10 protein-coding genes, 1 tRNA gene and 2 rRNA genes (1 of these 13 running past the window's edge) are annotated in these 13406 nt (G+C 58.4%); 5 read left to right on the forward strand and 8 right to left on the reverse strand.

Annotated elements, in window-relative coordinates; all coding sequences use genetic code 11:
* The first annotated feature begins 85 nt into the window (after positions 1–85).
* A complete protein-coding gene (locus A0U92_RS15130) occupies positions 86–2008 on the forward strand; it encodes a potassium transporter Kup (RefSeq protein ID WP_062106292.1) in 1923 nt (640 codons plus the stop codon).
* A 149-nt stretch (positions 2009–2157) separates the two neighbouring features.
* Complete coding sequence (locus tag A0U92_RS15135) at positions 2158–2607, forward strand: phosphate-starvation-inducible PsiE family protein (protein WP_062106294.1); 450 nt, start codon at positions 2158–2160, stop codon at positions 2605–2607.
* A gap of 366 nt (positions 2608–2973) precedes the next feature.
* On the opposite strand, the gene A0U92_RS15140 is transcribed toward A0U92_RS15135, so the two are convergent.
* From A0U92_RS15140 to A0U92_RS15160, 5 genes are all read right to left on the reverse strand, one after another.
* Positions 2974–3540 (reverse strand): ribbon-helix-helix domain-containing protein, encoded by a 567-nt coding sequence (locus A0U92_RS15140; RefSeq protein ID WP_456305387.1) that lies wholly within the window; start codon positions 3538–3540, stop codon positions 2974–2976.
* A 27-nt stretch (positions 3541–3567) separates the two neighbouring features.
* Positions 3568–5679 carry a relaxase/mobilization nuclease domain-containing protein gene (locus A0U92_RS15145; RefSeq protein ID WP_062106296.1) on the reverse strand — a complete coding sequence of 704 codons (2112 nt, stop codon included), beginning with the start codon at positions 5677–5679 and terminating at the stop codon, positions 3568–3570.
* Between the two features lie 433 nt (positions 5680–6112).
* Positions 6113–6472: a hypothetical protein gene (locus A0U92_RS17875; RefSeq protein ID WP_187668787.1), complete on the reverse strand. Its 360-nt coding sequence runs from the start codon at positions 6470–6472 to the stop codon at positions 6113–6115.
* Positions 6445–6921, reverse strand: coding sequence for a DUF2840 domain-containing protein (locus tag A0U92_RS15155; protein WP_077813868.1), 477 nt, complete (start codon positions 6919–6921; stop codon positions 6445–6447). Before A0U92_RS15155 ends, A0U92_RS17875 begins: the two co-directional genes overlap by 28 nt.
* Before the next feature lie 70 nt (positions 6922–6991).
* Positions 6992–8254: a cation:proton antiporter gene (locus A0U92_RS15160; protein WP_077813869.1), complete on the reverse strand. Its 1263-nt coding sequence runs from the start codon at positions 8252–8254 to the stop codon at positions 6992–6994.
* A gap of 331 nt (positions 8255–8585) precedes the next feature.
* On the opposite strand from A0U92_RS15160, the gene A0U92_RS15165 reads away from it, so the two are divergent.
* The 3 genes from A0U92_RS15165 (at position 8586) to A0U92_RS15180 (ending at position 11324) form a co-directional block, all read left to right on the forward strand.
* Positions 8586–8831, forward strand: coding sequence for a hypothetical protein (locus A0U92_RS15165; RefSeq protein WP_149026491.1), 246 nt, complete (start codon positions 8586–8588; stop codon positions 8829–8831).
* A gap of 72 nt (positions 8832–8903) precedes the next feature.
* Positions 8904–9158 carry a type II toxin-antitoxin system prevent-host-death family antitoxin gene (locus A0U92_RS15170; RefSeq protein ID WP_077805568.1) on the forward strand — a complete coding sequence of 85 codons (255 nt, stop codon included), beginning with the start codon at positions 8904–8906 and terminating at the stop codon, positions 9156–9158.
* Positions 9159–9629: 471 nt separating this feature from the next.
* Positions 9630–11324, forward strand: a complete 1695-nt coding sequence (locus A0U92_RS15180) for a recombinase family protein (RefSeq protein WP_077814500.1) — start codon at positions 9630–9632, stop codon at positions 11322–11324.
* Here the strand turns inward: A0U92_RS15180 and A0U92_RS15185 are convergent.
* From A0U92_RS15185 to A0U92_RS15195, 3 genes are all read right to left on the reverse strand, one after another.
* Positions 11284–11357: transfer RNA gene (locus A0U92_RS15185), tRNA-Met, on the reverse strand. The two genes, A0U92_RS15180 and A0U92_RS15185, sit on opposite strands and share 41 nt — an antisense overlap.
* A 35-nt stretch (positions 11358–11392) precedes the next feature.
* Positions 11393–11508, reverse strand: a 5S ribosomal RNA gene (gene rrf, locus A0U92_RS15190).
* 108 nt (positions 11509–11616) lie between these two features.
* Positions 11617–13406: ribosomal RNA gene (locus A0U92_RS15195) — 23S ribosomal RNA — on the reverse strand; it runs 948 nt beyond the window's last position.

The raw sequence follows: 13406 nt of genomic DNA on the forward strand, positions 1-13406 counted from the left end.
GTAATTCTTCACACTGCGATGCACAGAAAAAAAAGCATGCACGGAATACTTGGCTTGATCAATCAATATTACTGGAGATGAGATAGTGTCTTTAACAGCACCGGTCGCCGTTCAGGGCGGAAAGGGGTCAGCGGGACATGATGCTCGTCCTGCCGGCTTTGCCGCGATATTAGGCGCGCTTGGGGTCGTGTTCGGCGACATCGGTACCAGCCCGCTTTATGCATTGCGCACGACAGCTCAAGTCGTATCGGATCACGGAACTATCTCCGCAAGCGAGGTGCTGGGAGTTGAAAGCCTCCTGTTCTGGACGCTCATGCTCGTCGTGACGGTAAAATACGTCATTCTTGTCATGCGCGCCGACTATAATGGCGAGGGTGGCATTATCGCTCTGATGTCTCTGGCGCAGCAGAACGCGAAGCGTAAATCCGTCAAGCTGCTTCTTGGAATGATCGGTGTCATAGGGGCCTGCCTGTTCTTTGGCGATGGCATCATTACACCAGCAGTCTCGGTCATCTCGGCAATCGAGGGCATCGAGGTTTCGTTTCCGGCCGCGAGCCATCTTGTTGTCCCTTTATCAATTGCCGTTCTGATCGGACTGTTCTCGATCCAGTTTCATGGCACGGGCAAGATCGGCATCATTTTTGGTCCGGTGATGGTACTCTGGTTTCTGATGATTGGGGTTTTAGGCATTCTTGCCATCCTTCACCACCCTACGATCCTGCTTGCACTTTCACCTACCTATGCGATCATGTTCATCGCCCGGCATGGTTATCTGTCGTTCCTGGCCCTTGGTTCCGTAGTCCTCGCCGTGACCGGTGCCGAAGCCCTTTATGCCGATATGAGCCATTTTGGGCGCAGGCCCATTCGCGAAGCGTGGTTGTTTTTTGTCCTGCCCTGCCTGGCACTCAATTATTTCGGTCAAGGGGCATTGCTGATCTCTGATCCGGCAACGATCTCCAATCCGTTCTTTCTGCTGGGGCCGCAATGGCTTCAGGTCCCTATGATCATCATATCGACAATTGCCACAGTCATTGCCAGCCAGGCGTGCATATCCGGGGGGTTTTCCCTGTGCCGACAATTAATCCAACTCGGTTATGTGCCGCGCATGCGGATCATGCACACAAACCCCACGGAAGAAAGCCAGATATACCTGCCTGGTCTCAACCATTCGCTCATGGTGGGCGCGTTGCTTCTCGTCATCGCGTTCCGTAGTTCCGAGGCTCTGGCGTCGGCCTATGGCATTGCCGTAACCGGCACATTTCTCTGCACCTGTATTCTCGCTGCTGTTGTTTATCGAGACCGGTACAAATGGTCTGCTTGGGCGACCATCGCCGTGTTCGGCGGTTTCTTTATCATAGACGGAATTTTTTTCGCCTCGAACACTCTGAAAATCATTGAAGGCGGATGGGTGCCGGTTCTGCTAGCAGCCGTTTTGATCATGATGATGTTCACATGGAAAAAAGGGAGAAGCCTTGTTCTCTCACGGCAACAGCATGATGCGATGCCGGTAGGAACTTTCATTGCGCGTCTTCCTCATTCCCGGAGCATTATCCGTGTGCCAGGGACGGGTGTGTTCATGACGGCAAATCCTGAATACATTCCGACATCGCTTCTTCATAATCTCAAACACAACAAGGTATTACATGATCACGTTATTCTTCTCACGGTCAGGAACGTCAACATTCCTCAGGTGGCGCCCGACCAGCGGGCCGAAGTAACCGAGATCGCGCCAAACATTTATCGGGTCATGCTTTGTTATGGCTTCATGGAAATGCCGAATCTTCCGGTGGCTCTTGCTCAACTACAGGTTGGGGATACCGGTTTCGACTTGCCGCAGGCTTCCTATTTCGTGTCGCGTGAATTGCTGGTCCGTGCGCAGCCATCCCAGATCTCACGTTGGCGCATGGCGCTGTTTCTTCTCATGACGCGAAATGCAACGCCCGTTACGGACTTCTTGCGTATACCACTCGATCGGGTTGTCGAACTGGGCGTCCGTATCGGTATCTGATGATCACCGCGCCGTATGAAACGGCGCGGTATACCGACAAAAAATAAGATGCATGGAAAATATAGTAAAAAGTTAAAGAGAAACATGACCTGCTTCGACTGAAATAAAGGCAGGTATTACCGTCGAAAATCAGAGGAATTTTTTCTAATATGTTCAAAGAACGTATTTTTGATCTGTTCGAACAGTGTGTGATGACGACACTAAGCGCGATCATCATGTTGATCGCGAGCGTTTCCCTTCTTCATCTCACCGTGTCGATCGTAGTAATGCTTGCCGATCGCGGAATAAACTCGACCACACCTGAGAACCTTCAAGCAGTTTTTGGAATGTTCTTTACAATTCTAATTGCACTTGAATTCAAAAGATCATTTATTACGCCGTCAGCAGGAAAACAGCATGGCATTATTCGTATCGAGCCCATTCTCCTTATCGGCATATTGGCGACCGTCAGAAAGTTTATCGTTCTCGATCTAAAAGAAATCGACTTCAACGAAATGCTTGGCCTTTCCGCCGCCATTCTTTCCTTAGGCCTGGTTTATTGGTTTATACAGCCTCGATACCAACCGCAGCCTCCTGCTTTGCAATCAGACAATTTCTGAGTTAATTCTGTCCACTAATCTAAACGCTTCCGTTCCGTTCTCTGATCTTGGCGACTCAAAATGGAGAACGGATTATTATCGAGCATATCCGCGTGCAGCATCATGGATCGCAGACATCGGGGGAATATCTTTCAGACCAGATAATGTCGATCGAAGCTTCTACGCTCCTGCTAGGAGGCGATAATGATCCTATTAGTGGCATCGCCGCTGGGCATCGCCTATTGCCTAGTTTACCGAACTCCCACCTTTATCCAACCTTCATGTCAATAACTGCGAGGATCACGATCTCGTCCAAATTCAAGCTAAAACTGTCCCGAAACTCATCGCACATCATTTTGCGGATACCTCGTGAACGCCGGAAGAAATTTACATATCGTTTTCTCTTTTTTGCCCTGCGACATCCCGCACCCGTTCGTTAAGGAACCTTTGCCCCTTCGCCAGCCGCCGGACCAATACCTCGTTGAACCGGGCATACATCTCCGCGCCCCGATCCTTCGCGGCCTCGTTCTCGTTCGCCGGGATGGGAAGCTGGTGCCTCATCCAGGCACGGGTATAGAGCGCGAACGCTTCCCCCAGCACGGCGACGGCCTCGTCCACATCGTCGATCCGCCGCCCGAGCCGGTCCAGTCGCTTCGACAGGGCCGCATCCCGGCGTCCATCGTCCTCGCCAGAGACCAGCGACAGCACCGCCGCCTCGATCACCGCCGATTTCGACACATTCCGGCGCTCCGCCAGCGCTTCGACCTGCTTCAGCAGGCCCGGCTCGAAATACACGTTCATTCGCTGCCGTCTGTTCATCGCCATGTTCCCAGACTGGAGGTCCGATGACAGATTGACGCGGATTTTTCCCGACGCAAGCCCATGTTCGATCGGCATCGTACCGGGGCGTAGCCTGGCGTAAAAATAGCGGCTTTTGTCGGTGTTTGTCTGCATTCCGGAACGACTCGCGATATGGTCCCGCTACAGGCCAAGCCCCCTGCCCCGGCCCAGTTCCCAGGAGATGCCGCCATGCTCATCCATGGAGATCGTCATCTGCTTCTGGCGCTGTTTCCCGATCTCCGGCCTCCAGGGCACCAGCGAGAATTCATGTCCGCTCTCCAGCACCGCAAACCGCCCGCTGGCCAGATCGACCGGACCTTTCAGCGTGCCCTGGATGGTCTCGAAGCGATCAAGCGGACGCCACAGCTTCCCTCGCTTCCCGGCCATGACCTGCCCGACCCGTTCTACCTCCCGCCCTTCCAGCGCCGCCAGCAGGTTCCTGCGGTAGCGGACCATGCCCTCCGGGGTCAGACTGGCATCTCCACGGTCGAGCAGCGCCTGTTGCCGCCGGGCCAGAGCGTCGCCGACTTCGCCCCCGAACCCGGCCTCCACCCGGTCGCCCTCACGGCTTACCCCGGCCACCAGACGCCGGTCGAGCCAGGTCGCGCCATCGGAGCCGATCTGCGCCTCCAGATCGAAAGCCGACAGCAGCCGCACCGTCGCCTTCGGCGCACGCGCGGCGTCATAAGAGAGGGCCTTCTGGCTGAAATCCTCCGGGATGCGCCAGCGGTCGGCGTCCAGCCGCTCGACAATCCCCGCCCGGCGTAGCGCCTCCAGACGGCGGACATGCCCTTTGATCAGGTCTTCCGGCGTGCCTTTGAGGCTCCAGCGGTCGAGCTGCATCCGCTCCAGATGGTCGGAAGGGCGATAGATCCCGTCCTCGGTATGGGCGAGGATCGCCCGATCGGATGGGCGCGGTTTGTCAGGAACCGGAGCGGCAACGATCTCCACGATCGCATTCCTGGGGATGTCCTCTACCTGGGCGGGATCGAAGCCGCGCAGATGATGCACCCGTCCGTCGATCCCATCGACCACCAGCGACAGTTTCTCGCCCAGTTCGTCGGTCAGGTGCCGGTCCACCAGACGTCCGGTGACTGATTTGTCTGGAACCTCGCCATGGAAGCGGAAATGCGCCGGGTCGCGCGTCGGCGCGGTTCCCTTGTCGCGCGCCTTCAGGGCGCGATGCATCTGCTTCGTGATGTCGTCCCGCTCGCCCAGGTTCCGCAGGCGCTCTTCCAGTCGCTCGTCGAGAGTCCATCTGCCCGGTTCCGTCGGACTGGCCAGTCCCATGCGTTCCAGCTTCGCGAGACGCGACAGGCGCAGCCGTCGGTCCACCAGATCGGAGGTCGGTGTGTCGCTGCCGGGGCGTATGTCGAGGGTACCGTCCTTCATCTGATCGAGCAGGGCGCGGTCGATGCGAGTGAAGCGGTCACGATCGATCTCGTTTTCCAGCTTCTGTCGCTGCTCGATCTCGGACACGGGGCCGAGGTCCAGCGTCACGATTTCGGAGGCGCGTTCACGAATGCCATGGGTGATATACTCACCATCGATGACGAGGTCTTTGCCCTGGTCATCGCGACCATTGACGACGACATGGACATGGGGATGGGCAGTATTGAAATGGTTCACCGCCACCCAGTCGAGCCGTGTGCCGAGATCGGCTTCCATCCGCGTCATCAGGTCGCGCGTGAAATCGGTCAGGTCATCCATCCGGTCGGCGTCTTCCGGCGAGACGATGAAGCGGAACTGATGCCGATCCTCCGCGCCGCGTTCGAGAAAAGCTTTCGCATCGGCACGGTCGGTCTCCGCGCCATACAGCACGCCACGCTCGCCGTCGCGGGACGTACCATCACGCTGGATGTAGCGCAGATGGGCAGCAGTTCCGCCTCCCTTCCCGGCCTGACGCACCACACGCGCCTTCACGGTCACACGGCGGGCACCGGACACCTGATGCCGCCAGCCGGCGATCCCGCGCGCACGGACGAAGGACGCGCCACGCCCGCGACCCACGCCACGGGTGGAACCGGAACGCGACGCGCTTCCCGCACGCGAAGTCGCACCCAACCCGGAAGAAAAGCGGCGGCCACTGCCGCCGCCCGACCCGCTGCCTCCCCTCTTTCCGGGGGACAGGGATTGCCGCCGAACCTGTGTGCGAACGGCGGCAAGAAAGTCGACGCGACCGCGCGCCGGACCGCCCTTCGAACGGAGACGTCCAACTCTGGGACGGAATGCGGTGTCGTCATCCTGCGCCATAGCCAGACCTCGCGAAAACCGGGCTTTTTCCGGGGATAGTGCCGTCAGAAACGGCGGAAAGCTCTCACTCCTGAAAAATGACGGCTCAGACGTCTGAAATCCAGAGTGCCACTCGAAATATCCCTAACCCCATGTGCAGACAAAGAAAACCGCAGGTGGGGACTGGCAGGAGTGCCACGTCCTTTAATCTTGCCCTCACGTTTTTTCCTCTTTCCGGCCTCTGAATTCGGCTTTTCTGAATCTGACGCCCTTTGCCAGTGTGACCGAATGATTGGCAAAACCTGCCACAGATCGCCTCCCGACACCACGCGAACAGGATGACGAAACGCTGCGCCGCGACCTGTTTTCGGTGTGTCTTATGACGTGCCGTGAACACGTCAAAGCCATGCGCCGGACACGATCGAAAGCGACATCCGCACATGACGGGGGACCGTCAAACTGGCGACACTTCCGGCGACGATGACCAATCGGTCAGCCCGCGTTCGTCGTGCATCCGGGCCGCCCGTCCACCGCATGCGGATGGTGTTTCGGATGCGGGAAAACTCGTGTCACTGAATACCAGATCGTTCGTCGAAAGGGTGTTCGAAGGAGCGCCAAAGGCGACCCAAAATAGACGCGGCGGCACAGCCGACGCCTTCCGCTCGCGGTGCGAAGCAGCGCGTTGTCCCGGCACAAAACGGACGCGACAGCATGACGGGAAAGCGGGCCGGAAAGAGAAGGAAAAGGCACGAGCAAACGTCAGTAGGCCAGACGTGGGCAGGACGGTCAATGCAACGCGCGACGACGCAGCCATGCCCGATGCCGCGCTTTGGTGTAGGCATCGGGCTGTTGCCGTGCCTCCAGCCGATGGTGGACATGCCGCCAGTAATCCGGACTGACTTCGGTCGGATCGATGTCCTGCGCCTCGACCGTATCGATCGCTTCCAGCACACACTGGACGCGCGGCCATGAACTCTGGTGCAGCAACATCTCGCCACCGGGCTGCACGCAGGGGACGGTCTGGTAGTCTTCGCAGGAGCCGACCGTGCGCACGATGTCGATGTGCGATTCAACCGTGCCATAGTCGTTGGCGGCCCAGCGAACGAAGGCGAACACACTGCCGGGCGCGAAGCTCAACAGACGACGGCGACGGTCCAGAATGGTGTCCGCGAGCGGCCGACCGAAGCGCAGCCAGCGTTCGACCTGTTTTTCGATCCACGTCAGTTCGACCGTCGTGATCAGGGCGAACGGATCGTCAGGCATCACGTCTGTTTCCTCTTCACGGCCTGCTCATCAGGCGGCACGAATGCCGCTGAAAGAATGGAGGAACGCGTTATTGAGGTTGGGATGGAGATGCCGGATAAAGCCGGCGGGCGACCCGTTCCATGGTCAACCCCTGCACGATGATGGTGAACACCACCACACCGTAACAGACGGGCAGCAATAGATCGCGCAAGTCTCCGGGCGGCAATCCAAGGGCCAGAGAGACGGATATGCCGCCACGCAGCCCGCCCCATGTCAGGACGCCGAGAACGCGGCCTCGTTCCCATTGACGAAGATGGACCGGAAGAGTCGAGAACAGCACGCTCAATGCCCGCACGGCAATGGACAGCGGGATCACGGCAAGTGTCGCCAAAACCGTAAACAGATGCGGCGTGATCTCAAGGATTTCAAAACCTATCAGCATGAACAGCAGAACGTTCAGTACTTCGTCGATCAGGTTCCAGGCGACGTCGAGTTCCTTGCGCGATGCTTCATCGAAAATGGAGTGGCTGTAACGTGTTCCGAAACACAGTCCCGCGACGACCACGGCAATCGCACCCGACATGCCAAGCTGGTTGGCGATGCTGAAGGTTCCAGTCGCCAGAGCCAGCGACGTCAGCAGATCAATATGCGGATCGCGCTGCTCCTTGAGCACACGCAGCGCGATCCATCCGGTGAGCGCTCCGAGAAAACCGCCACCGAGCGCCTCGCGGCAGAAGCTCAGGGCAATCCCGGAAGCGGTCACCCCCTGGCTGTGTCCGGTCGCCAGTCCGATCGTCACACCAAAAATGACAACGCCCACGCCATCATTGAACAGGCTTTCCCCCGCGAAAACAGCCTGAAGCGGTCCCGGCAGTCCCAGACGCTTCAGCATGCCCACGACCGAAACCGGGTCGGTGGGTGCGAGGATGGCCCCCAGAACGATGCACCATGCGAAGGGAACGGTGTGGCCCAGCAGCGGGAAGACAGACCATGCCGCGATCGCCAGAAAGGCGACAGCCAGCACGGTCCCCAAGACAGAGAGGGCCATAACTGAGGCAAGCTTTGCGCGCAGATGCCCGACATTCACCTGCATGGCCCCGGCAAAAAGCAGCAGCGACAGCGCGCCATTCAGAAGGGCCGCAGGCAGATTGATAGCACCGAGCACAGATCGCGGAAGGGCCTGAAGATCATAGGCCGGAATCAGCGGATTCAGGATCATGACCAGAAGCGATGTCAGCAACGAGAAAACAAGCATGCCAATCGTGGCTGGAACGCGGAGCGTATGGTGATTGAGGATGCTGAAGCCTGCCGAGAGGCTCAGCAGCAGGGCAAGAAGACTGATCGTATCCATGGCCTCTCCGCTGGCCGCTTAGGCGCTTCGCGTCAAGAAAAACCGGGAAATGGCCCGCTACCGGGAGCGCTTGACGGTTCGATGAATGGCAGAATCGAAGGCGGAAGCCGCAGTCGCCCAATCAGCGAGTCGTACTCTCAAACCAACAACTCACCAACTTGTGATTTCTTAAGTGGCGAACAAAACGCCGCCACATGTACGCCTGACTACGTCCCAGTACGCAGCAACTGATACACGCCGACAATCCATTGGAATGGCTTGATTTTTCCGGTTGCGCAACATTTTTCAGCGCGTGATGCTGCTGTCCTCTCCAGACGGAAAGGGCAGACCGATGACGGACGAAAACCGCTTATCGAACGCCGGACCGAATTCTCCGGTCAACGATAACAAACCCACGGACAATATCCAATCCGCCTCTCCCGATCCGGCCATGAAGGCACGAACGGACGCACTGATCCTCATCCTGGCGCGTCTGCTGGGACGACAGATCGCCCGCGAGGAATTCGAGCAGCGGTTGGGCCAGATCGCCAACGACAACAATGCCTCTAGCGGAGACACGCCGGGGCAAGAGGAATGAGATTATCCTTGAGAAAGAGGTATTATACGTATAATCTGGGCATTACCATTCCTCCAACAGGATACCGCGATCATGCCCACCGTCGGCGCCCTCGAATTCCAGCGCAAATTCGGCGAATTCCAGCATCAGGCCCAGCGTGAGCCGGTCGAGATCACCCGTCACGGCCGCCGCGAATATGTGCTGTTGTCCGCCGATCATTATGACTGGCTCCGCGCGGCGGCCCAGCGAAGCCACCGGACGGAGGATGTGTCCGACGTGGTGCTGGCCGCTGTGGAGCGCGCGGAAATGGACCCCGAGCATGCCCATCTCGACGAGTTGCTGAAATAAGGGCCACTCGTGTCGTTTCCCGAACCCAAACCGGGCCTCGTCGTCCGTTACGATTATCTGTGGACGCATGAAGCCACGCGGGGACAGGATCAGGGCAAGGATCGTCCAGCGTGCCTCGTCGCGGCCAGCGACAGCGTGTTACGGCCCCGCTATGTCGTGCTTCTGCCGATCACGCACACACCGCCTTCCGGCGATACGGTCGGGATCGAGATACCGGCGAAGGTCAAGGCGGCGATCGGACTGGATGATGTCCCAAGCTGGGTCATCGTCTCGGAGCACAACGTCGATGAATGGCCGAGCGGCGGCGTGTCGCCGGTCCCCGGCAAGACGGGTGTCTTTGCCTACGGCTTTATTCCGCCGGGCCTGTTTACCAAGATCAAAGCGGAATTCGTCGCCCTCGCCCGACAGAAGAAAAGCGCCGCCGTGCGTCGCTGATCGTGGAGAATCTATAAGGATAAAGGAGGTAAGATCATGACCCGTGTCGCGCTCTATGCCCGCTACTCCTCGGACAACCAGCGGGCGGCCTCGATCGAGGATCAGTTCCGGCTCTGTGAAGAGCGCGCCGCGCGCGAGGGCTGGCACGTGGTGGAGTATTACCGTGACGCGGCGATCTCCGGGGCCAGCACGATCCTCCGTCCTGGTATCCAAACCCTGATGCGCGACGCCCAGGCCGGGCAGTTCGATATCGTGCTGGCCGAGGCGCTGGATCGCGTCTCCCGCGATCAGGCCGATGTCGCCACCCTGTTCAAGCGGCTGCAATTCGCGGGAGTGACCATTGTCACCCTGGCCGAAGGGGAAATCAGCGAACTGCATGTCGGCCTCAAGGGCACAATGAACGCCCTGTTCCTCAAGGATCTGGCGATGAAGACCCATCGCGGTCTGCGGGGTCGGGTGGAGGCGGGCAAGTCCGGCGGTGGTCTGTGCTACGGCTACCGCGTCATCCGCCAGCTTGATGCCCATGGCGAGCCGATCCGGGGTGACCGCGAGATTGACGACGCACAGGCGGAAATCGTCCGCCGCATCTTTCGCGAGTTCGCCACCGGGCGCAGCCCGCTGTCCATCGCCAGCCGCCTGAACGATGAAGGCATCCCCAGCCCCACGGGTGGCAAATGGAACAACACCACCCTGCGCGGCAATGCTCTGCGTGGGACCGGGATACTCAATAACGAACTGTATATCGGGCGTCTGGTCTGGAACCGGCTGCGCTATCTGAAAGACCCGCAGACCGGTAAGCGCGTCTCGCGGCTGAACCCGCAATCGGAATGGATCATCACCGACGTTCCCGAGTTGCGCATCATGGATGATGACCTGTGGCAGGCCGTCCGTGCCCGGCAGGCCAGAATTGCCGAGAAGGGGACGAACATCAGCGCGGGCATCCGGGCATCCAATAGCAGGCTGAACGGTCAGCGCCGTCCGAAATCCCTGCTCTCCGGTCTGGTGTTCTGCGGCGTCTGCGGTGGCCCCTGCTCGATCCGGGGCGGCGACCGGTTCGCCTGCTCCACCCATATGAGCAACCGCTCCTGCACCAACAAGGCCACCATCCGCCGGGAGGAACTGGAAGAGCGGATGCTGTCGGGTCTCAAGGACCGGCTGATGACGCCGGAAGCGGCGGCGGAAGCGATGCGTGCCTATGTCGAGGAAACCAACCGCGCCAACCATGAACGCCGCGCCAGCACGGCGGGATGGCAGGCGGAACTGACGAAGCTACGCAAGGGGCTGAAACAGATGCTCCAGGTGATCGAGGATGGCGGCTATACGCGCGGCATGGTCGAGCGCATGAGGGAGATGGAAGCCCGCGAGGATGAACTGGTCGCCCTGCTCGCCGCCCAGCCCCAGGACGTGCCGGATATCCATCCCAATGTCGCGGCGATCTTCAAACAGAAAGTCGAGCGGCTGACCGAAACGCTGAATCACCCCGAGGACCGGCAGGAGGCATCCGAGGCCATCCGCGCACTGATCGAGAAAATCGTTGTCACACCGGGCAAGGTTCGGGGCAAGATACACGCCACGTTGCATGGCGAGCTTGGGACGCTGCTCGACTTTGCGGCTTCTCGTAGTAACGGAAAACCGGCTCAAAAGAAAAACACCCCCGAAGCCGGAGCTTCGGGAGTGTCGTCATGGGATATTGCGGGGGCAGGATTTGAACCTGCGGCCTTCAGGTTATGAGCCTGACGAGCTACCGGGCTGCTCCACCCCGCGGAGGTATTTATGATGTGTATGATGTGGATTGGAAGACCTGGCGGCGACCGACTTTCCCACGACTTAAGTCGCAGTATCATAGGCGCTGGGGGCTTTCACGGCCGAGTTCGGGATGGGATCGGGTGGATCTCTCCCCGCCATAGCCACCAGGTCATCCAACCCACATCTGTGTGGGTCAGTGATTACGGTTGGTGTATTTTTGAAATGTGCGGCATGGATGATTTCTGTGCATGGAATTGCGTCTCCGAGGAGAAGCTTGCAAGTGAGTTCTCGTGGGCGATTAGGACCAGTTAGCTGCACGCATTACTGCGCTTCCACACCTGGCCTATTGACGTGATGGTCTATCACGGCCCTTGGGGAGACCTAGTTTTGAGGTGGGTTTCCCGCTTAGATGCTTTCAGCGGTTATCCCGTCCATACTTAGCTACCCGGCTGTGCCGCTGGCGCGACAACCGGTGCACCAGAGGTATGTTCATCCCGGTCCTCTCGTACTAGGGACAAATCCTCTCAAGTCTCCAACATCCACGGCAGATAGGGACCGAACTGTCTCACGACGTTCTAAACCCAGCTCACGTACCACTTTAATCGGCGAACAGCCGAACCCTTGGGACCTGCTCCAGCCCCAGGATGTGATGAGCCGACATCGAGGTGCCAAACCTCCCCGTCGATGTGGACTCTTGGGGGAGATCAGCCTGTTATCCCTAGAGTACCTTTTATCCGTTGAGCGATGGCCCTTCCACGCGGGACCACCGGATCACTATGGCCGACTTTCGTCTCTGATCGAGCTGTCACTCTCACAGTCAGGCGGGCTTATGCCATTGCACTCGACAGCCGGTTTCCGACCGGCCTGAGCCCACCATCGCGCGCCTCCGTTACACTTTAGGAGGCGACCGCCCCAGTCAAACTGCCCACCATGCAGGGTCCCGGACCAGGCTTACTGGTCGCGGTTAGACATCAGAAAAATTCAGGGTGGTATTTCAAGGATGGCTCCACAGGAACTGGCGCCCCTGCTTCAAAGCCTCCCACCTATCCTACACAGAATGTCTCTGATGCCACTGCAAAGCTGCAGTAAAGGTTCATAGGGTCTTTCCGTCTGACCGCGGATACCCCGCATCTTCACGGGGAATTCAATTTCGCTGAGCCGATGCTGGAGACAGCGGGGAAGTCGTTACGCCATTCGTGCAGGTCGGAACTTACCCGACAAGGAATTTCGCTACCTTAGGACCGTTATAGTTACGGCCGCCGTTTACCGGGGCTTCAATTCAGTGCTCTCACACCTCCTCTTAACCTTCCGGCACCGGGCAGGCGTCAGACCCTATACGTCGTCTCTCGACTTCGCAGAGTCCTGTGTTTTTACTAAACAGTCGCTACCCCCTGGTCTGTGCCACCCGCAAATGGTTGCCCACCTACGGGTCTCGCTTATCCCGAAGTTACGCGAGTAATTTGCCTAGTTCCTTCAGCATCGTTCTCTCAAGCGCCTTGGTATGCTCTACCAGTCCACCTGTGTCGGTTTAGGGTACGGTCTATACGCCAGAGCTATTTCCTGGAATGCTCAAAAAGCCAGTCCAATCCGATAAGGACTGACAACATCTCGCATTCGTCACTTCTGGCAGGTTCAGGAATATTAACCTGATTTCCATCGACTACGGCTTTCGCCCTCGCCTTAGGGGCCGACTAACCCTGCGTGGATTAACCTTGCGCAGGAAACCTTGGACTTACGGCGACAGTGTTTCTCGCACTGTTTGTCGCTACTCATGTCAGCATTCGCACTTCCGATATCTCCAGAGAGGGTCACCCCGTCTCCTTCGCAGACTTACGGAACGCTCCGCTACCGCGCATACATAGTATGCACCCACAGCTTCGGCACGTGGCTTGAGCCCCGTTACATTTTCGGCGCAGGGTTTCTATTAGACCAGTGAGCTATTACGCTTTCTTTAAAGGATGGCTGCTTCTAAGCCAACCTCCTGGTTGTTTTGGAATCCCCACATCCTTTCCCACTTAGCCACGATTTAGGGGCCTTAGCTGGTGGTCTGGGCTGTTTCCCTCTCGA

The organism is Acetobacter aceti (genome assembly GCF_002005445.1).
Lineage (GTDB): Bacteria > Pseudomonadota > Alphaproteobacteria > Acetobacterales > Acetobacteraceae > Acetobacter > Acetobacter aceti_B.

Excerpts from the sequence above, each read along its gene's own strand:
- A0U92_RS15140 (WP_456305387.1), bottom strand. The coding sequence starts at position 3,540 with ATGCAGACAAACACCGACAAAAGCCGCTATTTTTACGCCAGGCTACGC.
- A0U92_RS15180 (WP_077814500.1), top strand. The coding sequence starts at position 9,630 with ATGACCCGTGTCGCGCTCTATGCCCGCTACTCCTCGGACAACCAGCGG.
- A0U92_RS15160 (WP_077813869.1), bottom strand. The coding sequence starts at position 8,254 with ATGGATACGATCAGTCTTCTTGCCCTGCTGCTGAGCCTCTCGGCAGGC.
- A0U92_RS15155 (WP_077813868.1), bottom strand. The coding sequence starts at position 6,921 with ATGCCTGACGATCCGTTCGCCCTGATCACGACGGTCGAACTGACGTGG.
- A0U92_RS17875 (WP_187668787.1), bottom strand. The coding sequence starts at position 6,472 with ATGGCTGCGTCGTCGCGCGTTGCATTGACCGTCCTGCCCACGTCTGGC.
- A0U92_RS15135 (WP_062106294.1), top strand. The coding sequence starts at position 2,158 with ATGTTCAAAGAACGTATTTTTGATCTGTTCGAACAGTGTGTGATGACG.
- A0U92_RS15165 (WP_149026491.1), top strand. The coding sequence starts at position 8,586 with ATGACGGACGAAAACCGCTTATCGAACGCCGGACCGAATTCTCCGGTC.
- A0U92_RS15170 (WP_077805568.1), top strand. The coding sequence starts at position 8,904 with ATGCCCACCGTCGGCGCCCTCGAATTCCAGCGCAAATTCGGCGAATTC.
- A0U92_RS15145 (WP_062106296.1), bottom strand. The coding sequence starts at position 5,679 with ATGGCGCAGGATGACGACACCGCATTCCGTCCCAGAGTTGGACGTCTC.